The sequence below is a fragment of the Pedobacter faecalis genome, assembly GCF_030182585.1.
GTDB lineage: Bacteria > Bacteroidota > Bacteroidia > Sphingobacteriales > Sphingobacteriaceae > Pedobacter > Pedobacter faecalis.
Genome location: NZ_JARXOW010000001.1, coordinates 1,796,286 through 1,817,719 on the forward strand (window position 1 = coordinate 1,796,286; position 21,434 = coordinate 1,817,719).

The 21,434-nt window shown below is 45.9% G+C and carries 23 protein-coding genes and 1 tRNA gene; 19 read left to right on the plus strand and 5 right to left on the minus strand.

Going from position 1 to position 21,434, the window contains the following annotated elements; all coding sequences use genetic code 11:
* Positions 1–35: 35 nt before the first annotated feature.
* Positions 36–437, plus strand: a complete 402-nt coding sequence (locus QEP07_RS08125; RefSeq protein WP_256003799.1) for a response regulator — start codon at positions 36–38, stop codon at positions 435–437.
* Positions 438–444: 7 nt separating this feature from the next.
* Here QEP07_RS08125 and QEP07_RS08130 read toward each other — a convergent pair whose 3' ends face one another.
* Entirely contained in the window at positions 445–1,209 is a 765-nt protein-coding gene (locus QEP07_RS08130; RefSeq protein WP_285009371.1) for an MBL fold metallo-hydrolase, read from the minus strand.
* Between the two features lie 73 nt (positions 1,210–1,282).
* Between QEP07_RS08130 and recJ the strand changes: the two genes are divergently transcribed.
* From recJ to QEP07_RS08145, 3 genes are read left to right on the plus strand one after another with little or no spacing between them, the layout of a single operon-like run.
* Positions 1,283–3,010, plus strand: coding sequence for a single-stranded-DNA-specific exonuclease RecJ (recJ, locus tag QEP07_RS08135; RefSeq protein WP_285009373.1), 1,728 nt, complete (start codon positions 1,283–1,285; stop codon positions 3,008–3,010).
* The gene (gene lptB / locus QEP07_RS08140; protein ID WP_256003796.1) at positions 2,994–3,728 is read left to right on the plus strand and encodes an LPS export ABC transporter ATP-binding protein; all 735 of its coding nucleotides are present in this window, start codon (positions 2,994–2,996) and stop codon (positions 3,726–3,728) included. Before recJ ends, lptB begins: the two co-directional genes overlap by 17 nt.
* A gap of 10 nt (positions 3,729–3,738) precedes the next feature.
* Positions 3,739–5,253, plus strand: coding sequence for a GH3 auxin-responsive promoter family protein (locus QEP07_RS08145; protein ID WP_285009374.1), 1,515 nt, complete (start codon positions 3,739–3,741; stop codon positions 5,251–5,253).
* A 1-nt stretch (position 5,254) separates the two neighbouring features.
* Here the strand turns inward: QEP07_RS08145 and QEP07_RS08150 are convergent, their stop codons facing one another.
* On the minus strand, positions 5,255–6,106 hold the full coding sequence (locus tag QEP07_RS08150; RefSeq protein WP_285009376.1) for an alpha/beta hydrolase: 852 nt from the start codon (positions 6,104–6,106) through the stop codon (positions 5,255–5,257).
* Positions 6,107–6,134: 28 nt separating this feature from the next.
* A complete protein-coding gene (locus QEP07_RS08155) occupies positions 6,135–7,055 on the minus strand; it encodes a PfkB family carbohydrate kinase (protein WP_285009378.1) in 921 nt (306 codons plus the stop codon).
* A 130-nt stretch (positions 7,056–7,185) separates the two neighbouring features.
* Here QEP07_RS08155 and QEP07_RS08160 point away from each other — a divergent pair.
* Positions 7,186–7,259, plus strand: a tRNA-Asn gene (locus QEP07_RS08160).
* 40 nt (positions 7,260–7,299) lie between these two features.
* Here QEP07_RS08160 and dinB read toward each other — a convergent pair.
* Together dinB and QEP07_RS08170 are read right to left on the minus strand one after the other, a co-directional pair.
* Positions 7,300–8,400 carry a DNA polymerase IV gene (gene dinB / locus QEP07_RS08165; protein ID WP_285009380.1) on the minus strand — a complete coding sequence of 367 codons (1,101 nt, stop codon included), beginning with the start codon at positions 8,398–8,400 and terminating at the stop codon, positions 7,300–7,302.
* Between the two features lie 19 nt (positions 8,401–8,419).
* Complete coding sequence (locus QEP07_RS08170) at positions 8,420–8,656, minus strand: cytochrome b5 domain-containing protein (RefSeq protein WP_256003786.1); 237 nt, start codon at positions 8,654–8,656, stop codon at positions 8,420–8,422.
* Between the two features lie 308 nt (positions 8,657–8,964).
* Here QEP07_RS08170 and QEP07_RS08175 point away from each other — a divergent pair, with 308 nt between their 5' ends.
* The 14 genes from QEP07_RS08175 (at position 8,965) to QEP07_RS08240 (ending at position 21,378) form a co-directional block, all read left to right on the plus strand.
* Positions 8,965–9,975 carry a fasciclin domain-containing protein gene (locus QEP07_RS08175; RefSeq protein WP_285009381.1) on the plus strand — a complete coding sequence of 337 codons (1,011 nt, stop codon included), beginning with the start codon at positions 8,965–8,967 and terminating at the stop codon, positions 9,973–9,975.
* Between the two features lie 47 nt (positions 9,976–10,022).
* Positions 10,023–10,601 carry an RNA polymerase sigma factor gene (locus QEP07_RS08180; RefSeq protein ID WP_285009383.1) on the plus strand — a complete coding sequence of 193 codons (579 nt, stop codon included), beginning with the start codon at positions 10,023–10,025 and terminating at the stop codon, positions 10,599–10,601.
* A 77-nt stretch (positions 10,602–10,678) separates the two neighbouring features.
* Positions 10,679–10,996, plus strand: coding sequence for an ArsR/SmtB family transcription factor (locus QEP07_RS08185; RefSeq protein ID WP_285009384.1), 318 nt, complete (start codon positions 10,679–10,681; stop codon positions 10,994–10,996).
* Positions 10,997–11,001: 5 nt separating this feature from the next.
* Positions 11,002–11,496 carry an SRPBCC family protein gene (locus tag QEP07_RS08190; RefSeq protein ID WP_285009386.1) on the plus strand — a complete coding sequence of 165 codons (495 nt, stop codon included), beginning with the start codon at positions 11,002–11,004 and terminating at the stop codon, positions 11,494–11,496.
* 86 nt (positions 11,497–11,582) lie between these two features.
* Entirely contained in the window at positions 11,583–11,915 is a 333-nt protein-coding gene (locus QEP07_RS08195; protein ID WP_285009387.1) for an ArsR/SmtB family transcription factor, read from the plus strand.
* Between the two features lie 48 nt (positions 11,916–11,963).
* Positions 11,964–12,479 (plus strand): DUF6428 family protein, encoded by a 516-nt coding sequence (locus QEP07_RS08200; RefSeq protein ID WP_285009389.1) that lies wholly within the window; start codon positions 11,964–11,966, stop codon positions 12,477–12,479.
* 17 nt (positions 12,480–12,496) lie between these two features.
* Positions 12,497–12,928, plus strand: coding sequence for an arsenate reductase ArsC (locus QEP07_RS08205; RefSeq protein WP_285009391.1), 432 nt, complete (start codon positions 12,497–12,499; stop codon positions 12,926–12,928).
* Positions 12,915–13,970 (plus strand): ACR3 family arsenite efflux transporter, encoded by a 1,056-nt coding sequence (gene arsB, locus QEP07_RS08210; RefSeq protein ID WP_285009393.1) that lies wholly within the window; start codon positions 12,915–12,917, stop codon positions 13,968–13,970. The genes QEP07_RS08205 and arsB overlap by 14 nt, the downstream gene beginning before the upstream one ends.
* 137 nt (positions 13,971–14,107) lie before the next feature.
* Positions 14,108–14,374 carry a hypothetical protein gene (locus QEP07_RS08215; protein WP_285010755.1) on the plus strand — a complete coding sequence of 89 codons (267 nt, stop codon included), beginning with the start codon at positions 14,108–14,110 and terminating at the stop codon, positions 14,372–14,374.
* Positions 14,375–14,435: 61 nt separating this feature from the next.
* Positions 14,436–14,627, plus strand: a complete 192-nt coding sequence (locus tag QEP07_RS08220) for a hypothetical protein (protein WP_437126686.1) — start codon at positions 14,436–14,438, stop codon at positions 14,625–14,627.
* A gap of 129 nt (positions 14,628–14,756) precedes the next feature.
* Positions 14,757–14,996, plus strand: a complete 240-nt coding sequence (locus tag QEP07_RS08225; RefSeq protein WP_285009396.1) for a hypothetical protein — start codon at positions 14,757–14,759, stop codon at positions 14,994–14,996.
* 84 nt (positions 14,997–15,080) lie between these two features.
* Positions 15,081–16,358: a FecR family protein gene (locus QEP07_RS08230; protein WP_285009397.1), complete on the plus strand. Its 1,278-nt coding sequence runs from the start codon at positions 15,081–15,083 to the stop codon at positions 16,356–16,358.
* 221 nt (positions 16,359–16,579) lie between these two features.
* Complete coding sequence (locus QEP07_RS08235) at positions 16,580–19,882, plus strand: SusC/RagA family TonB-linked outer membrane protein (protein ID WP_285009398.1); 3,303 nt, start codon at positions 16,580–16,582, stop codon at positions 19,880–19,882.
* A 20-nt stretch (positions 19,883–19,902) separates the two neighbouring features.
* Positions 19,903–21,378 (plus strand): RagB/SusD family nutrient uptake outer membrane protein, encoded by a 1,476-nt coding sequence (locus QEP07_RS08240; RefSeq protein ID WP_285009399.1) that lies wholly within the window; start codon positions 19,903–19,905, stop codon positions 21,376–21,378.
* Positions 21,379–21,434 lie beyond the last annotated feature (56 nt).

Here is a 21,434-nt window from a genome sequence, read left to right on the forward strand (position 1 = left end):
TTTCTTATCTTAGTACACACACAGGATGACACCATATGACAGAAAACAAGATTCATCTTCTCGCCATTGATGATGACGATATTAACATATTCATTATAAAAAAGATACTCGAGAAAACCGGCTTTGAAGTAAGCTTTTCCTCGAGCAGCAACGGGCAGGAGGCATTTGATTATCTTTCAGGCCTGATATCGTCGGGCAGTACCTTCCCGCAACTTATCCTGGTCGATATTAACATGCCTGTACTCAATGGCTGGGATTTTTTGTCGGCCTACGAAAAGCTGGATGCCCCTAAAAATGTCCACATCTATATGCTATCCTCCTCTGTATACGAGAATGACATTGAAAAGGCGAAGTCATTCAGAACAGTAAAAGGCTTTATCTCCAAACCGCTTTCTATAGACCGCCTCTCCGAACTGCTGCGTCTTATAGATTTTTAGCCCTTACTTACCGAATGCTGAATTGTCCGTCCTGCAGTGAGACAAAACCAGTAGTGCGCGACTTACCATGATAGAACAGACAGTTCCATTGCTCGCTGGCAGCACGGGTACCAAACGCTTCACGTAGTTCCATCGCCTTCCTTCCGTCAAAATCATACTTGGCAATAAACTTTCTGAGCAGCTCCTCCGGCTCGGGAAGAACATCTCCCCCGAAAAATACTTTGTCTCCAGCTTCCTCCAACAGGAACACCTGATGATATGGCGTGTGGGCTCCCGTCAACTCATAACTGATCTTGTCAGTCAGCCTTCCCGATCCTTCCACAAACTTCAGCTGGGCATTTCGCTGCAGAAATTCGAATATCTCCGTCTTATACGATGAAGACGGACTTGTAAAAGCGCTCTCCCACTCACCCTGCTGTATTACATAGGTCGCATGCGGAAAGCTCAGTTCCATCTCCTCGCCTCGCCAATGAATCATGCCACCGGAGTGATCGAAATGCAGGTGCGACATAAGTACCAGATCCACGTCGTCAGGACTAAAGCCAGCCTTTCTGATGTTTTCATGCAACAACAATACCCCGCTGTCATCACTATATCCCAGGCCCGTATCGATCAGCACCAGGTGCTCATCAAGTTTAACTAGAAAGGGCTGGACATGTATAAATAACGAGGCAGGACGGTCTTTTGGACTATCCTTTTTTGGATCAAACGGTATAAATTTCTTATCAGCAGCTACAGAGTACGAACCCTCAAACAAAGTAAAAACTTCCAATGGCTTAATATTAGTTGGAACAAAAGATTAATGATATCTTTACGATATCGAACGCAAAGATAAGGAAACCTGAATGGAAAAAAGATGGGTACGGGCAGCGAACGCAGATACAACGCTCTCAAAATCTCTGGCACAGGAGCTTAATATCGACGACAGTCTGGCCCAGGTTCTTGTCCAGCGCGGAGTCACCACATTTGAAGAAGCCCGCAGCTATTTTAAGCCGGAATTGTCCAGACTGCACGATCCTTTCCTAATGAGACAGATGGACCAGGCTGTCAACAGAATAGACCTTGCACTTGCCAGTTCAGAGAAAATCCTGGTGTATGGCGACTACGACGTAGACGGTACCACGGCCGTAGCGCTGGTCTACAGTTTCCTTAGCGGGCTAACGCAGCATGTCGATTACTATATACCCGACCGCCACAAGGAAGGGTACGGCATATCCACAGCGGGCATCGACTACGCATCAGCCAAGGGCTTCAGCCTTATCATAGCGCTGGATTGCGGAATAAAGTCCGTAGATAAGATTGACTACGCAAACAAGCTTGGCATTGACTTCATCGTTTGTGATCACCACACCCCCGGCGAGGAACTGCCAGACGCCATAGCCGTCCTGGATCCCAAGCGGGCCGACTGCAATTACCCGTTCAAGGAGCTTTCGGGATGCGGGATCGGTTTTAAACTGGCTCAGGCTTACAGTTTAAGACATGGCTTGCCAGAAAGCCGTTACCTGTGCTACCTCGATCTGGTGATGGTTAGCATAGCGGCCGATATTGTACCCATCGTTGGCGAAAACAGGGTACTGGCACATCACGGATTGCTTCGGCTGAATGATGATCCCTGCACCGGGCTCAAAGCATTGATGGAAGTATCGGGGCGACCAAAACCCTTTACGATCACGGATGTCGTTTTTTCTCTCGCACCACGAATTAACGCTGCCGGACGCATGGATCATGGTCGCCACGCCGTAGACATGCTGATCTGCACCGAGGAGACAACGGCAAGAGAACGGAGTCAGTTTATAGATAGCCACAATGCCGACCGCAAAAACTCAGACAAAAGCATCACCGCCGAAGCACTAGAACTTATTGCCGATTGTCAGATCCTGACCAGCAAAAAAACCACTGTTGTTTACAACCAGGCCTGGAACAAGGGCGTCATCGGCATTGTAGCATCGCGGCTGATTGAAAACTACTACCGCCCCACCATTGTGCTAACAGCCTCGAACGGCATGCTGACCGGTTCGGCACGCTCGGTGGAAGGTTTCGATCTGTATGAAGCACTACTGCGCTGCGAAGATCTGCTGGAACAGTTTGGCGGCCATAAGTTTGCCGCGGGACTTACACTGAGGCCCGAAAAAATGCAAGCCTTTTCTGAGCGCTTTGAGGAAGTTGTGAGCCAGACCATCACAGAAAGCATGCTTTGTCCGGAACTGAAAATAGATGCTCAGATCTCCTTCTCTCAAATCACGCCAAAGTTCCAGCGCATCATTGGCAGAATGGAACCCTTTGGTCCGCACAACCCTGCACCCCTGTTCATGACCAATCAGGTATATATCGTGTACCCTCCTAAGGTCGTCGGCACAAAACATTTGAAATTGACGCTAAAACAACAAAATTCCATTATTTTTGAAGGGATAGCATTCGGCCTTGCCGGGTACGAGCATATTTTACAACCAAATCAGCCGTTTTCTGTTTGTTATACAATTGAAGAAAATGTCTGGAGGGGCGAAAGGCGCCTGCAACTAAATATAAAGGCTATTAAAATGGATAACCATAACCTCGATGATATTACGAGCTGAGAACCTGATCAAAAAATATAAACAGCGGACTGTAGTTAACGACGTGTCCTTTAACGTTAGTCAGGGCGAAATCGTAGGCTTGCTGGGCCCTAACGGCGCCGGAAAAACCACCTCATTTTATATGATCGTTGGCCTTATTAAACCCAATGAAGGCCATATCTATCTGGAAGACCAAGACATTACGAGCGACCCGATGTACCGTCGCGCCCAGAAAGGCATCGGCTACCTTGCACAAGAAGCATCCGTTTTCAGGAAGCTTTCGGTGGAAGACAACATCATGGCCATTCTCGAAATGACCAGCATGGGTAAAGAAGAGAGACACGAAAAACTGGAAGAACTGATCAGCGAGTTCAGTCTGCACAAGGTCCGCAAAAACCGCGGCGACCTCCTGTCGGGAGGTGAACGGCGCAGAACCGAGATCGCAAGGGCACTTGCCGCAAGTCCTAACTTCATACTGCTCGACGAGCCTTTTGCTGGGGTAGACCCCATTGCGGTAGAGGAAATACAGACCATCGTCGCCAAACTGAAAGAAAAAAATATCGGGATACTGATCACCGACCACAATGTTCAGGAAACGCTATCTATAACCGACCGCGCCTATCTGCTTTTCGAAGGAAAAATCCTCGAATCGGGCACACCTGAAGTACTGGCCGCAAACGAGATGGTGAGACGGGTATACCTCGGCTCAAATTTTGTTTTACGCAGTAAAACCTTATAATCCCTAAACAATGGCTATTGTTAACTCAATCTTTACCTGGTATATGAAAAAGCGCGTTCATCAGATCGAGCTTTTCATTAAATATCCTCATGATGTGCAACAGGAGTGGTTCCAAAAACTGATTTCGCAGGCAGAGGATACAGAATGGGGAGAAAAGTACGGGTACCGTTCCATCGAAACCCCTAAGCAGTTTAAAGAACGCGTGCCGCTGCAAAACTACGACACCCTGAAGCCATACATTGAACGCATGCTCAAGGGAGAGCAAAACATTTTATGGCCCTCAGAAATTAAATGGTTTGCCAAGTCGTCGGGCACCACGAGCGACCGCAGCAAATTTATCCCTGTCTCAGAAGAATCTCTGAACGACTGCCACTTCAAAGGCGGAAAAGATATGCTTTCCATCTTCTGCAATAACCGGCCCAACAATCAGATATTTACAGGTAAGGGACTGGTTCTCGGCGGAAGTCACCAGATCAACCAGTTGAATGGAGACTCCTACTACGGTGACCTTTCTGCAGTACTGATCAAAAACCTGCCCGTGTGGGCCGAATACTATCGTACGCCAAACATCTCTATCGCCCTGATGGACAACTACGAGGAGAAAATAGAGAAAATGGCGGAAGCTACCATTAAAGAAAACGTCACCAATATCGCCGGCGTACCTACTTGGACCATCGTTCTTGCCAAAAAGGTTCTGGAGATCACCGGCAAAAGCAACCTGCTCGAGATATGGCCAAACCTGGAGCTTTACATCCATGGTGCAGTGAACTTTAAACCCTATAAAGAACAGTTTAAAGAACTCATCCCATCAGCAGGCATGTACTATCTCGAAACATACAACGCCTCCGAGGGTTTCTTTGGCATACAGGACGAAGTCAATTCCGATGAAATGCTTCTCATGCTCGATTACGGTATTTATTATGAGTTCCTGCCTATCGAAAACCTGGAAGATGAACAACCGGCTACCCTTTCGCTGGACGAGGTCGAGATCGGTAAAAATTACGCAATCATTATATCTACCAACGGCGGACTCTGGCGGTATATGATCGGCGACACCGTACAATTCACTAATCTTTCCCCATACCGTATCCGGATTACCGGTCGTACAAAACATTTCATAAACGCATTCGGCGAGGAAGTGATCATCGATAATGCAGAACAAGCCATATGTCGGGCCTGCGACGCTACAAATGCCGTGTTTAAGGATTACACCGCCTGCCCTATTTATTTTTCCGGCAATGAAGCAGGCGGACATGAATGGATCATTGAATTCGACCAGCAGCCCAACGACTTCGAGAAGTTTATCGATGTGCTCGACGAAACTTTAAGGGCTGTAAACTCAGACTATGATGCCAAGCGCTTCAAAGACATGGCGCTGAAGCGGCCCAAGGTGCACAATGCCCCATGCAATACCTTCTACAACTGGTTGAAATCGAAAGGAAAGTTAGGCGGGCAACACAAAGTTCCACGACTTTCCAACGACAGGAAACACGTAGAAGAAATCCTGCCCCTGCTCGGCATATAGCTTAGCGCGGTAAGGCGCGCGACTTAGCCTTCAGGTCCATAATGCGCTTCACCTCATTCAGCAAAAGCGGAAAAGCGGGGTATGCCATATTATGCCCATAACCGTCCAGCTCAAATAGTACCGTCTCTTTGTGGCCGGTAAGCTTCATCATTCGCGCCATGTAAGCGTTCTCCTCATAGCGACCAAGCATCTCCATCTCGCGATTGCCCGTAATAAGAAGCATCGGCGGCGCATCGCCGCGCACATGGTATAGCGGAGCAAAACGGTCTACAATAGGCTGTGTTTCCGGAATTTTACTTTCGTTGCGTATAGTGAAATGCGTTATACACTGTCCGCTAAACGGAATAAGGCCCGCAATGCTATTTGCATCGATGCCATAAGGTTTAAGGTAATCCTTGTTTAGCCCAACCATCATGGCCAGGTAAGCACCCGCCGAGTGGCCCGACACAAAGATCAGGCTATCCGAGCCGCCATACCTGCCAATATTTTTAAAAGTCCAGGCTATGGCCGCAGCCGCGTCTTCAATAATGGAAGCACCCTTAGCCTGTGGCGACAAACGGTAGGTGACACCCACCACTGCCAGTCCCTTCTCTTTCAAAGCATCAGGAATCTCAATATTGCCCCCAGTCAGTCCCCCGCCATGAAACCATATTACAGTTCCATAATTCTTGCGGTTGGCCGGGTAATACACAGAAAGCTTACATCTGGAAGCGAGATAGCTATCGGCTTTAATCCGCGCATCATCGTAATAACCAACCTCCTTAACAGTATTGTACGTGATCTTATCCTGTGCCTCACTCGCGCTGATACCACCAAAGCATACCAGCAGAAAAAATAAAACTGTGTGTCTCATACCGATAAATATACGGTATTTAAGACAATTAGCCCTCTATGGCAAACGAACTGAGGCTAACAAACTGCTGCACCCTACTGGCCACCTCTTCCTGAGTAAGGTTCAGAATCCGCTCCGTGCCAAATTTCTCCACGCAGAACGAAGCAAGCGCAGAGCCGAAAATGATCGCATTCTTCATATTCGTGAAGTTGATCGTACCCACCTTTGCCAGGTAACCTATAAAGCCACCCGCAAAAGTGTCACCCGCGCCGGTCGGATCAAAAACCTCAGCCAAAGGAAGCGCAGGTGCCGAGAAAATCTTATCCTCGTGGAACAGCAAAGCACCATGTTCACCTTTCTTGATGATCAGGTACTTAGGCCCCATCTCCAGGATTTTCGAAGCTGCCTTCACCAGCGAGTACTCGCCAGACAACTGCCGGGCCTCGGCATCATTAATGGTAAGCACATCGACCATACGGATGGTCTCCTTCAGATCATCCATCATAATGTCCATCCAGAAGTTCATCGTATCCAGCACAATAAGTTTAGGACGATTCTTAAGCCTGTTAATGACAGTTTGCTGCACAAGCGGGGTTAAATTTCCCAGCATCAGGTATTCGCAGTCCTGATAACTGTCAGGAATAACCGGATCAAAATTTTCAAGCACGTTAAGTTCCGTGGCTAGCGTATCACGGCTATTCATATCATTATGATAGCGGCCCGACCAGAAGAAAGACTTCTCCCCCTCTTTAATCTGCAATCCCTCTATGTCAATTCCATGCTCGGTAAATTTATTAATGTTATCCTGACCGAAATCCTCGCCCACCACACCAACAATTTTAACCTTGTCGTAGAAATAAGAAGCAGCTAAACTGGCATAGGTAGCAGCGCCCCCAACAATTTTATCTGTTTTACCAAATGGTGTCTCCAACGCGTCGAAAGCAACAGTTCCTATGATTATCAGGCTCATATATTTTTTTATAAAATTTTTCGTTACAAATATTGCATAAATAATTTAAAACCCCTAATATTGCAGTCCCAAAACAACGGAGCGAATATCTCTCCAACGCTTAAACAAAGCGGTTTTGGTAACCGGACACTCCCGAATAGCTCAGCCGGTTAGAGCATCTGACTGTTAATCAGAGGGTCGCTGGTTCGAGCCCAGCTTCGGGAGCAAAAAGGCAAGCACGTTTTACGGTCGCTTGCCTTTTTTATTAAAACTCAAACTCCAGCTGGTCGGGGTCTGTAAACCCTTTACCAGCCGGCCTTGGCTGGTTTGGAACAAACTCACCGAAATTAGAAAGCGAAATCCCCAAAAGCCGTACCGCCTTACCGTCAATCTGCGCCTCATCCAGCAACTCCATGGCCGTTTGCAGGATCGTAGAAAAATCGCGAACCGCCACAGCTAGCGACCTGCTCCGGGTAATGAGCTTGAAATCGCTAAACTTGATCTTCAGCGTAATTGTACGTCCTTTTAAGCTTTGCCGTTCCAGACGCTGCGACACCGAATAAGCAATCTTATCAAGCTGGGTGTACATCTCCTGGGTGGTCGTGAGGTCGTACGAAAAAGTATCTTCGGTTCCCGACGACTTAGGCTCCCGGTGTGTGCGGACCGGCCTATCGTCCAATCCGCGTACAATATTGTAATAAAACGCGCCCGACTTCCCGAAATACCGGGTCATGTCTTCCTGCGACAACGCCTTCAGATCTGCCCCCGTGTGCAAACCCATGCTCTGCATCTTCTTGGCCGTTACCTTTCCCACCCCATAAAACTTCTCCACGGGCAACTGCTCCATAAAAGCCTCAATCTTAGACGGCCCGATAAATGTAAGTCCGTCGGGTTTATTAATATCAGAAGCCACCTTGGCAACAAACTTAGAGGTAGACACCCCGGCTGAAGCGGTCAGATTCAGCTCCGTTTTTATCGCCTGTTTAATCTGTTTAGCAATTTCCAGCGCAGAACCGATGTTTAGCTTGTCGGTCGTAACATCCAGATAGGCCTCATCGAGCGAAAGCGGTTCGATCAGATCAGTATACCGTCTGAATATTTCGCGAATGTGAGCAGAGACGGATTTGTACACCTCAAAACGCGGCTTTACAAAGACTACTTCCGCACAAAGCTGAAGCGCCTGCCTGGCCGGCATAGCCGATTTAATACCATACTTTCTGGCTTCATAGCTCGCCGCCGCCACCACGCCCCTCCCGCTCGGCGAACCGCCGACCACCACAGGCTTGCCCTTCAGCTCAGGGAAATCACGCTGTTCCACCGACGCATAAAAGGCATCCATATCCACATGAATAATCTTCCTGGACATGCCAATAAAATTAGCAAAATTATTCCTTCAGCACACCAATTACTGTAAAACGTTCAAAAACCGACTCAGTATGTGGCGCATCGGGCAGTTCGTCGGTCAAGTCCTGCCCCGCCCAGTGCTCATAATGCTTGCCATTGCGCCAAAGGCGACTTTCAGACACATCGTAGATCAAACCCCGGTATGCTACCCAAATCTGAGGTTTATCCTGACCATTTCGTAATGCAAGCTGATTTTTTGTATATTTGGGCAATTCCATTGGGGTAAAAGTAAAGTTTTACCATCATATATTCCCAAATACTACGGGAATCAAGGATCGAACAGGCACTGGTAAAGCCCTGCCTTAGATCATGCCACCTATCAAGATAACAACAAAGACGTAACACTGACAGCGTTCGGTCGCCCTATAGCGCGTCAACCCCCAGGGTAACCCTATACTCATATTGAAGCGAACAGGCGTTGCTACAAAGGCAGGACTAAAGCAGTGGCAAAGATCGCCGGGCAGCAAGGCTGAATTTTGGACTTATAAAAGAAATTTGTTAGTATTGATCGCATAAACGATTCCTCATGAAACGCTCTATACTATTCCTCGGCCTGGCAATATTATTTGGTACGGGCTGCAATAAACCAGCGCCGGCTCTCCCCTACAACATGAGAGATCCAAAGGTAATGATACAAACTGTGGTAAAGGGTTTGGCGGGAGCCGACAGCGTAAGGATTTTCAGAGAGGCCTTGAGTAACCTCAGCCTATCCGCCGAGGAAACTGCAGACGGAATAACCGTATTGCCTCCGCTAAACGGAGAAATGGCTCAAGGCAATATGGTAGGCAGGGAAGCTGGAAAACTTACAGAGCTCACTGCCAATGCCCTTAAGGACCATATCATAAAAGGGGTATACAACCAATACGAATTGCATAATGGCAGGACTTTCACCACTTTAAGCGGCAAAACCCTTAAGATAAGCAGACGTGCCGATACCGTATGGGTAAACGGAATACAAATAGGTCGCAAACAAGCGGTGTTGACCGACGACCAGGCCATACATATCATCAAACGGGCCATCACCCCATCCAATATTAACGACCCGCTGGAAACGACAACTTTCGACATTACCGTGTGGGACAGCAGCGAATGGAGCCCGCAGCACCCGAAAGGAAAAACCGTAGAGGGCGCCCTCGTGGAACTTTATAAAACCCAGCTGGATTTCACGGCCGGCAAACTGGCTTACAAAACGTTGACCGGGAACAATGGCCTAGCCCACTTTCCGAAATTGAAACCCGGACGCTATTACATCCATACCGAAATGGCCGGGAAAAGTAACGTATGGGTGAAAAGGACGTACGAAGGCCCTATCCTGGCAGGGCCGGCTATTAAGGGAATTTTCCAGTCGGACGCCGAGGCCGCAGGGGCACCCACGCAGGAAGGGCCAGTTGCCGGAAACCTGAGGTGGATAGACTTAAATGGCGATAATAAGATCGACGTTAGTGATTACTTTTCGATGCCATACGAAAACTTTGGGACGATAGACGGCTTGACCAGAAAGGCCGACATTACGATAGGGAAATATCTTAATCGCTAGCATTGCCCTACCGGCATATGTATGCTTTTCATTAACTTAGACGCAACTTGTCAGTTTTGAAAACCTACAGCGGATATACCGAGCAGGAACTTGTTGCCTTGCTTACGCAGGGCGATGAGGCTGCGTATACCGAGATTTACAACCGGTACGAGGCCCTGGTGTATACGTTTACTTACAAGCGTACCGATGATAAGGAAGAAGCCAGGGATATCGTCCATGAGGTTTTCCTGTACCTCTGGGAACAGCGGCAAAGCCTGCATTTTACCAACGGGATACTTCCATTCATTTATACTTCTGTCAAAAACAAAATCCTGAACCGGATAAAGCATAAAACAGTGTCGGCCAGGTATCTGGATGCCTTTCAAAGTTACCTGGAGTTTAATGACAACAGTGCTGATCATCTGCTGAGGCATAAGGAACTGGCCGCATTGATTGAGAAAGAGATCGCTGCCCTGCCCACTAAAATGCGGCAGGTGTTTGAGTTGAGCCGCAATACCAATTACACCCGAAAGGAAATTGCCGCTGCATTGGAAATTTCAGAAGAAACGGTAAAAAGTCATATGCACCATGCGCTTAAGATCTTGAAAGCGAAGTTGGGTTCGCTGATGTTGCTCGTGTTTATGTAAGCTAGAAAAAATTTTTCTGAAAAACGTTTGCGCAACCATTTGGTTGTATTTATATTTGGCAACCATTTGGTTGTATTATGATAGAGAGAAGAGATGTTTTTCAGGCTATTGCCGATCCGACGAGGCGAATGATCATTACCAAGCTGTCGCACGGAGCGCTCAATATTGCGCAGATCGGTGAAGATTTTGGCATGAGCAGGCAGGCGATTGCTAAGCACATCAAGATTCTGCATGAATGCGGGATCGTATCGATGAAGCAGCGGGGACGGGAACAGGTGTGTGAGGCGAAACTGGAAAAGCTGGATGAAGTGACCGACTGGGTGAGCGAATCGCGGAAGCTGTGGAAGCAGCGGTTTGACAAGCTCGACAAATTCCTTGAAACGATTAAAAAATAACGGATATGAACAAAGTAACCGATATGAACGCTGAGAAGAAAGAACTCTTTATTACGCACTTGTTTAACGCGCCTGTCGAGCTGGTGTTTCGGGCATGGACCGATGCCGAACAATTAAAACAGTGGTATGCGCCCGATGGCTGCACGGTTGAATTTAAAAACCTGGATGTGCGCGAGGGCGGGCATTTCCTGTCCTGCATCCATGACCCGGTGTATGGAGAATGCTGGGTTAAGGGTGTTTACCTGGAAGTGGTGCCTAACGAAAAACTCGTGCAAACGATGGTGATGTCGGACGAGAACGGCAATTCTGTAAGTTCGGTTGAGGCCGGGAAAGTAGAAGACTGGCCGGAAGAGCAGGTTACGACGATTACGTTTGAGGCGGTTGGTATGCAGACGAAAGTTTCAATTCATCAAACAGTTTCGGAAGAGAAAGCGAAAGAGACGGGTGCTTATCAAAGCTGGATCAAGATGCTGAAGAAGCTCGAGGGATTGGTTGGGTAAGCTCCTCATCAACCATTCTCGATAATCTAAATTTTATTTGGAACGTTAATTTGTTAATCGTAATATTGCGATGGATATATTTGAATATGGGAGCGACAAAAACCGACTTATTTACCAAAGAGCAGAATGAGATGGCTGCGATGGCGAAAGCCTTGGCGCATCCTGCGCGTATAGCCATATTGCAATACTTGATCAAAAAGAATGTCTGCATTACCGGTACGCTGGTTGAAGAACTCGGACTTGCTCAGGCTACGACATCGCAACACTTGAAAGAACTGAAGAACGCAGGAATTATTCAGGGAAACATTGAGGGAACAAGCGTTTGTTATTGTATTGACGCCAAAATCTGGAAGCAGTATAAAGCACTTTTCAATAGCTTTTTTGGGGATATCCAAATCAAGGAACAAAATTGTTGTTAAAAAAATTTGAATTTATTAATCGTAATATTACAATAAACAAATCGAGCTATGGAAGCACTGACATGGGAAATATTTAAAGCACAGCTCCGGTCAAATAAAGAACTGGATTTGCAGTTTCAGTATGCGGAAGACAAACGGGCCGACCCGGCTTATCACATCACGGAGATCAAGCAGGCTCCGATTACGTCGGTTGACTGTGGAGGCATGATGAACTCCTGGACCGAAGTCATTGTTCAAGTCTGGGAATCGGGCACAGAACATCAGGAAAGATCGATGAAGGCCAGTAAAGCACTTTCGATTATTGACCTGGTGGAAAAGTCGTTGCCCCTCCATCCACAAGCCATTGTTAAGATCGAGTATGGCAATGCGGATTTCGATACCCGCCAGATGCTGCCGAAATCTGTTGTAGTTGAAGGCCAAAACCTTGTTGTGGATTTGCGTCCGGACACCGTCCAGTGTAAGGCGACGGACCGGGGCGGCAATTGCGGTCCTAAACCAAAGATCGAATTAAAGAACCTTACCTTAAATGCGGAATGTACTCCTGCTAGCGGATGTTGCAGTTAAACTTATCAATAAACAATATGAAGAGAATTTTAGTACTGTGTACGGGCAATAGCTGCCGTAGCCAGTTGGCGGAAGGCTATCTGCGCCATTTTGCGGGAGACAAAGCGGAAATTTACAGTGCGGGTGTAGAAACACATGGGGTGAACCCGCGCGCCGTTGCAACGATGAAGGAAGATGGGATTGATATATCGGGCCATACTTCCAACAATATGGATGAATATCGTGACATTGATTTTGATTTTGTGATTACCGTGTGCGACAATGCAAAGGAACGATGTCCCTTCTTTCCATCTAAAGCACAGAAATTTCACCATAATTTCCCTGATCCGGCAAAGGCCACAGGTACAGAGGCGGAGATTATGGAGCAATTCAGGGCGGTACGGGAGCAGATAAAAGCCTACAGCCGGGAATTTGTGAAGCAAAACATCGCATCATATGAGCGCCAATAATTGCAGTCCCGCAGCAGAGCGAAAGCGTCTGAGTTTTTTAGACAGGTATCTGACGCTGTGGATTTTCCTGGCTATGGCTGTCGGTGTGGCCTTGGGCTATTTCATGCCTTCATCTGCGGTGTGGATAAACAGCTATAGCAGCGGCACAACGAATATACCGCTGGCGATAGGGCTGATCCTGATGATGTACCCCCCACTGGCTAAGGTGAAGTATGAGCATATTGGCAAGGTGTTCCGCAACTTTAAAGTACTGGGCACTTCCCTGGTGCTGAACTGGGTAGTTGGGCCGGTGCTGATGTTTGGGCTGGCACTGTTTTTCCTGAATGGCTACCCTGAGTATATGACCGGGCTGATCCTGATCGGGCTGGCCCGCTGCATTGCTATGGTGGTAGTCTGGAATGAACTGGCCGAAGGGAACCGGGAATATGCAGCTGGTCTGATTGCTTTGAATAGCATTTTCCAGGTATTGTTGTACAGCATATATGCTTATGTATTCATCACCCTACTGCCGCCCTTGTTTGGCGTGACTGGTCTTGATGTGCATATCACCATCGCTGAGATCGCCACAAGTGTGGGTATCTATCTGGGGATTCCTTTTGCAGCAGGTGTGATTAGCAGGTATGCATTAATCGCGTTGAAAGGTGAAGAATGGTATCAGGATCGTTTCATCCCTTTAATTTCACCTATAACGCTGATCGCCTTGCTGTTTACCATTATCGTGATGTTCAGTTTAAAGGGTGAGCTGATTGTACAGTTGCCCATGGATGTATTTCGCATTGCGGTACCGCTGGTGATCTACTTTGCGCTGATGTTTGTGGTGAGCTTTTTTGCTGGCAAAAAAGTGGGCGCTGACTATTCGCAGAGCGCATCTATTGCCTTTACTGCGGCCGGCAATAACTTTGAACTGGCCATTGCGGTGGCTATCGGGGTTTTCGGGATCAATAGCGGGCAGGCTTTTGTTGGGGTTATAGGACCATTGGTAGAAGTACCTGCGCTCATTGCTTTGGTGAACCTGGCTTTCTGGTTCAGGAAGCGGTATTAACGACAAATAATCGGAATGACGCAATGATGAGAAAGTGCTTATCAGCGCTCGGCGACGTACTGAAAGCTCGGGCCGGTTGGGTAAGCGGAAATTTTTGTGAATTTTTACTTATCAAAGTACGATAATCAATTAAGAATATGCGAGGGTCTATAGCAATAAACGTTAAAAGGGAGCATTACTTGAATACGGTGAAAGCAATTCGGGTAAACAATTTTAGCCGGAATCTTCCCTTTCTAATACTTTCCGATAAACTTCCTGATGGGCAGGTATATCGCGAATTTTCCGATGGACGTATTGAGCTGCAAGAGGTGACCTCCAAAGGCTCAAACTTCCAGTATCGTGTTATAAAAACTTTGTCAAACACCGAGGCTGACAAGGTTAGAAAAGAGCATGGATTACTCTAAACCTACGCTAATTGTTATTTCGGGGCCAAATGGCGCTGGAAAGTCAACACACATACAAACAATGCTTCCCGAAGCATTCAACGGAATATGGTCTTTTGATCGAGATAAGACGCGCATTGCCTTTGAAAAAGATCTTTTGCAGTCTGAGGTTCCCGCCAACGAAGTGTTCGCAAAGGCCACGCGATTAATGGAAAATAAGTTGGTAGAGGAGATGAAGGAAGCCGTCAGAAAAAAGAGGCACTTCGTACTGTAGACACCACTTTCACACCCTGACTATTGGAAATATATAGACTTATTTGATGACAATGGGTATAAGATACAGCTCAACTATCTGTGCCTGGATAAAATCAGTGATTGCATTGCGCGCGTTGGACAACGTGTTTTGGAGGGTGGACACTATGTCGACCCCTCTACCATTAAAGGTGTATATGAGCAAAACCTCAAATTTATCAATGAATTTCATAAGACCTTCAAGCTTATCGAATTATATGACGGCATGAAGGTACCAACACTTTTAGCAAGATTTGAAGATGGTCGTGTTGTCCTGGCAGAAAAAGGTGCATCAAAGAAAACATGGATAAAATCCGGCTTGCCTGAGCTGACAAAGCTCATTAATATATAAAACACAAATTTTTCATTTTCTTTTCACCCTTAGCCTGCACTTAGTTGTCATGTATATGAATTGCCGGAAAAAGGTGATGGTTATATGGATAATAAGCGTGCAAAAGAACTGATTGAAAGCTATAAAGCGGGGACGGCGACGCCGGAGGAGCTTGGTGTGATTGAGAAATGGATCATGCTGGGTACCGTGCGGGATATGGACTTAAGCGAGGTGGAGCTGCAGGCTGAACTGAATATTATCCGTAGTCGTTTGCCTTTGAGCACTGTTATAGCAGTTGGTAATGAAACTGATAATGCGCTTAGCAGTGCAGCTGGTAATGCTCCAGCGCAGGAAGCTGGCGCGGCCGGCGCGAATATAAAACTATGGCCTAAGTTTACGATTGCAGCCAGCATAGCCGCAGCGGTGGCGACGATTGTGTTCGGCATTTGGTTCTTTAACTATCGTGGCGACCGTAATGCCGGAGATGCGAAGGACATCTCGAACTATGCAAATGATATAGCGCCCGGACAATATGGTGCAACGATAACACTGGCGAATGGAAAGACGATCGTGCTGGACAGTGCCAAAGCCGGTGTGGTGATTGGGCAGGCGCTGACTTATAATGATGGTACTGAGGTGCCGTCATCCGGAATTGGGGAACCGTCATCCCGAACCGAAGGGAGGGATCTCTTGAATGGCAAGGGCAAGAGGTCTCCCGACGGGTCGGGACAAGTTCTCGGTTCCCTCGAGATGACGGCAAGTACTGCCCGGGGGCAAACATACCAAATTACACTGCCAGACGGAACGAGAGTCTGGTTGAACGCTGCTTCGAAGATCGAATTTCCCGCCTCGTTCGCAGGGTTAGTCAAGCGGGAAGTTCGATTAAGTGGCGAAGCTTACTTTGAAGTTTTCAGGAATAAAAAGCAACCTTTTGTAGTAACCTCCAAAAATTTGAGTACCGGCAGCGAGCAGCAGGTCGAAGTACTTGGTACGCATTTCAATATTAACACCTATACTGAGGTGATTGCCACTACCCTACTTGAGGGGAGTGTGCGGGTAAACGACATGGTTATGCTGAAGCCTAATGAACAGTTGTTACAGAAAACAGATGGCAGCATTGACATATTAGAAGCCGATGCAACGAAAGTATTGGCCTGGAAGGCCGGGGATTTCCGGTTTAGCGACGATAGCATCACCGAGGTGATGGATCAATTGGCCCGCTGGTACAACATAGAAGTGTTATACAAAGGGCCGAAACCAACAGAGCGTTTTACCGCAGCCATATCCAGAAACAAGAACATTAGCCAGATCCTGAACGTGCTGGCCAAAACCAAAGCAGTGCGATTTGAAATAAACGGAAAGACGGTTACCGTAACTAAATAAATAATCAACAAACCAAAACCAAACCACATGAAAAGACTCTACAAAAACGACCCTTAATCATCATCCATAAAGAACAAAGGCCGGGAGTGCTGTAACACTACCGGCCGGAGTTCAGGTATCCCTATTGACAAAATTTGAGATAAGACAACAAGTAAAAAAACCTAAACAAAGTAAAAGTAATGAATTTTTACACTAAAAGCCTATACCGGCAGCGACCGGCTATGGCGAAAATTTTGTTGGTGATGAGGCTAATCGTAGTACTATTAACAACGGCAATACTCCAGGTAAGCGCGGCAGGCTACGCCCAAAAAATCAGCCTGTCTAAAAAATCAGCCCCGCTGATCGGCGTATTTAACGACATCAGAAACCAAAGCGGATACGACTTCGTGTTTACCACCGCCCTGCTCGAAAGCGCCAAACCCGTAAGCATTAACGTAAAGAACACCGAACTCAAAGAAGTGCTGGACAAGATATTCGAAAACCAGCCCCTCACCTACACTATAGAAGACAAAACCGTAGTCGTCTCCAAAAAAGAAAGCAGCTTATTGGACAAAGTAATCGCCCGATTTCAGGCGATTGATGTGCGGGGTAAAGTGGTGGATGAGCAAAATCAGCCCTTAGCCGGGGCTTCTGTGACGGTAAAGGGTAAGAACCAGCAGACGAAGACTGATGCGCAGGGAAATTTTTATTTGCAAAATGTAGATGAGAAGGCAACGCTGGTGATATCTTTTGTTGGGTTTAAAACGACGGAAGTTAGTGTGAAGGAAGATTTAGGAATTTTGACTTTGAAGCTGGAGGATAATTCGCTTGAGCAAGTGCAGGTTATAGCATATGGTGAAGTACAAAAGAAATTCAGCACCAGCAACATTGGCAGCGTAAATGCAAAAACAATCGAAAATCAACCTATAACAAATCCATTGCTGGCATTGCAAGGGCGCGTTGCCGGTCTTTTCATACTACAGTCTTCCGGTGTTTCTGGTGCATCAGTCAACGTCACAGTTCAAGGACAAAACAGTTTGAAAAAAGGTAATGTTCCTTTTTACGTTATTGATGGAGTACCTTACGAACCCAACTCACTTATGTCTCGTACTACTCCCGGAGTAATGAATGGGGCAGCTTACAGCAATTTAAGTTTTATCAATCCTGCGGATATTGAAAGCATTGATGTATTAAAAGATGCGGATGCAACAGCCATCTACGGTTCACGTGCCGCTAATGGTGCAATCCTCATCACAACCAAGAAAGGGAAAGCCGGCCAGACCAAAGTAGATTTAAATTTACAGACCGGTTGGGGCAAAGTAGCCAAAACACCCAATATGTTGACCGGATCTGAGTATTTGGAATTGAGAAGAGAAACCTATCAGAATGGGCAAACCAGTCCAAGTACAACCGATTATGATGTAAACGGTGTATGGGATTCATCACGTGACGTAAACTGGCAGAAGGAACTCGTAGGAAGCACTGCGCAGTATCAGAATTTGCAGGCCAGTGTGTCTGGTGGCTCTGATAAAACGCAGTTTCTTGCAGGTGCAGGTTATTTACGAGAAACCCCTGTTTTTCTGGGTAATTTCTCCAATGTGAAGACGACTGTACGTTTCAATGTCAACCACGCCAGTCAGAATAATAAATTCAGATTCTTTTTATCAGGTAAGTATCTGCAAGGAAACAATCAACTTCCAACAGTCGATTTTTCAGAAATAGCCGCTACGCTGTCACCAAATGCTCCTGATTTGTATAAGGCCGATGGAACATTAAACTGGTCACCGCTTCCTACAAATCCTAACATTCTAACATTTATCAATCCTGCGGCAAATCTTTTGACAACATATTCTGATAAGGCTAGAAACCTGATTGCAAATTCAAACATATCCTATGAAGTTATTCCAGGACTGTCTCTGAAATCAACATTTGGCTACAATCGTTTGGCATCAGATGAGTTGGTAAAAAACCCAATGACTTCAAAAAAGCCGGATATTCTGCCTATCAGAAATTCTGCTTCCTATTCAAATAAAAGTATAGAAACCTGGATCATCGAGCCGCAGCTAACGTTCAATAAAACATTTGCTTTCGGAGCAATTGATGCGCTGTTGGGAAGTACATTTCAGCAGACAAACAGCAATCTAATATCTCTGTCAGGTGTTGATTATGCTAGTGATGCGCAACTCTCTGATTTAAACTCTGCTGGAACGAAAAGCGTAGATTATTCATTGCAGTCAACTTATAGGTACAGTGCTATTTTTGGTCGTTTGAATTATCGGTACAAAGATCGCTACATCATTAACCTTTCTGCAAGAAGGGATGGAAGTAGTCGGTTTGGCTCGCAGAACCTGTTTCACAGCTTTTATAGTGTCGGCGGTGCATGGCTATTTACAGAAGAAAACTTCATAAAGAACACAATTCCTGCATTAAACTATGGTAAACTGAGGGCAAGCTACGGCACTACTGGAAATGACCAGATAGGAGATTATGAATTTTACAGCTTATACAACCCTTATAGTGTTGGAGTCAACATTTTAAATACAACTGGATTAAAGCCTCGAGGGCTTTCCAACGCTTATCTGGAATGGGAAGAAACCCGCAAGTTGAATTTGGGTATAGATCTTGGTTTTTTTGATAACAGGATTTTGGTTAATGCAAACTATTTCCGTAACAGATCCTCCAATCAACTATTAAATCAAAACCTGTCCGTAGTAACCGGCTTCGGTTCAATTGTCAGAAATCTTCCAGCGACTGTGCAAAACACAGGCTGGGAATTTACATTGGATTATGAACCTGTAAGGGGAAAGGCCTTTACCTGGCAGGGATCGGCAAATATCACCATACCCAAAAACAAGCTGGTACGTTATGACGGTTTGGAGACAAGCACGGATAGGAATGCTTACGTCATTGGGCAGCCAATAACGATAAGAAAATTCTTTAACTATGCAGGAGTAAACCCGCAGACTGGTTTATATCAATTTCTAAATGCAAAAGGTGAACTGACTTCTACACCTAGCGATCCTGTCGACAGGACAGCATTGATCAATACTGATCCAAAATGGTATGGAGGTATAAGCAATACCTTCAACTATAAGGGCTTCAGTTTAGATGTGTTTTTTCAATTTGTTAAGCAAAAATCCCTCGCAGCTTCCAGATTTGGCAGCTTTCCAGGCATTAGCTACAACAAGAATCAGCCTGATGTTGTGTTGAATCGGTGGCGTAAACCAGGTGATGAGGGAGCCGAAATACAAAAAGTGACCTCTAATTTTATTGAAATTCTGTTTACCTCTTTAAATGCGTCCAGTAGCTCCGGAATAGTTAGTGACGGTACTTTTGTCCGTTTAAAAAACGCGTCCCTTTCCTACACGCTCAATAATGAGTTAACAAAGAGGGTTCATATATCCAATGCACGTTTCTTTGTTCAAGGTCAGAATTTATTAACATGGACAAATTTTTTTGGCGGTTTAGATCCTGAAATCCGTGGGGGTCAATCTACGTTAGGTACATTAAGAATGATCACTTTGGGTACACAGTTAACTTTTTGACAATGATAATCCAGAATACAATGAAAACTATATATAATTATCGCGGGCAGTATGTACTGGTGTTACTGTGCTTATTGCTTCCATTATCCAGTTGCAAAAAATTTATTGAAGTAGATCCGCCAGCAACATCTGTCAATGAGGGTAACGTATATGCATACAACTCCACTGCGTATGCTGCAATGATTGGGATATATGCCCAAATGTCTGATAATTTTTTTCTCAGGAACATCAGTTTGTATGCTGAACTATCAGCGGATAATTTAAAGTTGTTAAACAATAACAAAACAGACTATGCTACTTATTATCAGAACGGACTTGTTTCATCAAATGACAATAGTCCGAAGTTCTGGCTGCTGACATACCCTTATATTTTTAACGTCAATTCTGCAATAGAGGGGCTGAACAAATCTAAAGGGGTAACCTCACCAACTCGAGAAAACTTACTCGGTGAAGCCTATTTCCTTCGCGCCTTTTTTTACTTCTATCTTGTCAATTCTTATGGGGACATACCGCTGGCACTGAGTACAGACTATATTGTCAATAACAATCTCTCGCGTACCAATTCAAGCCAGGTGTATAGCCAGATCATAGAGGATTTAAAGAAAGCGCAAGATATGCTATCAGATAATTACCTAAAAGCCGATGCCGTTACACCGTTTCCTGCTGGTCAAGAAGAAAGGATAAAACCGAACAGGTCGGCAGCGTCAGCCCTTTTGGCAAGAGTATATTTATACCAAAAGGACTGGGCAAATGCAGAACAAGCAGCATCCGAAGTGATTAATAAATCAACGCAGTACGCAGCGATTCCATTGAACCAGGTATTTCTAAAAAACAGCAAGGAAACCATTTGGGCAATTCCAAGCGTTAGCACTGGAAACCCGAATACACCATTGGGTGATGTATTAATTCTACGGCCAGGTGGGCCAGGGGATGTTGCAGATCGAACCATATACCTTTCACCGGATTTTACCACGATCTTCCAGAGCGGAGATCAGCGGAAAAATATCTGGACAGCCAGCGTAACGGATGTTAATAATACACCTTACCCTTACGCTGCTAAATATAAGGCCACATCTGCGAATGCTCAGTCTGAATATACGGTAATTTTAAGGCTGGGAGAATTATATCTAATAAGAGCGGAAGCAAGAATACAACAGAATAAGATCGCCGAAGGGATCGCCGATTTAAACGTATTACGGGATCGCGCTATAGATAAATCTGAACCGGATCTTGATTTACGGTTGAAATTGCTGTCGGGCTCTTTATCTAAAGAAGCAGCAATCACTGCCCTGGCCTATGAACGGAGGGTAGAAATGTTCTGCGAGTGGGGCGATCGATGGTATGACCTCAAACGAACCGGCCAGATAGACGCGGTGATGGCGCCAGCCACTGCAAAAAAAGGGGGTATCTGGGCATCTTTTAAACAATGGTATCCTGTTCCAGCTGACGAGATCCGGATCAATACCAAATTAAGCCAGAATACAGGCTACAATTAATCATTTACCAGTACTAAGTATCTGCAAGGAGCAATTTCACTATAGCTCCCTGCAGA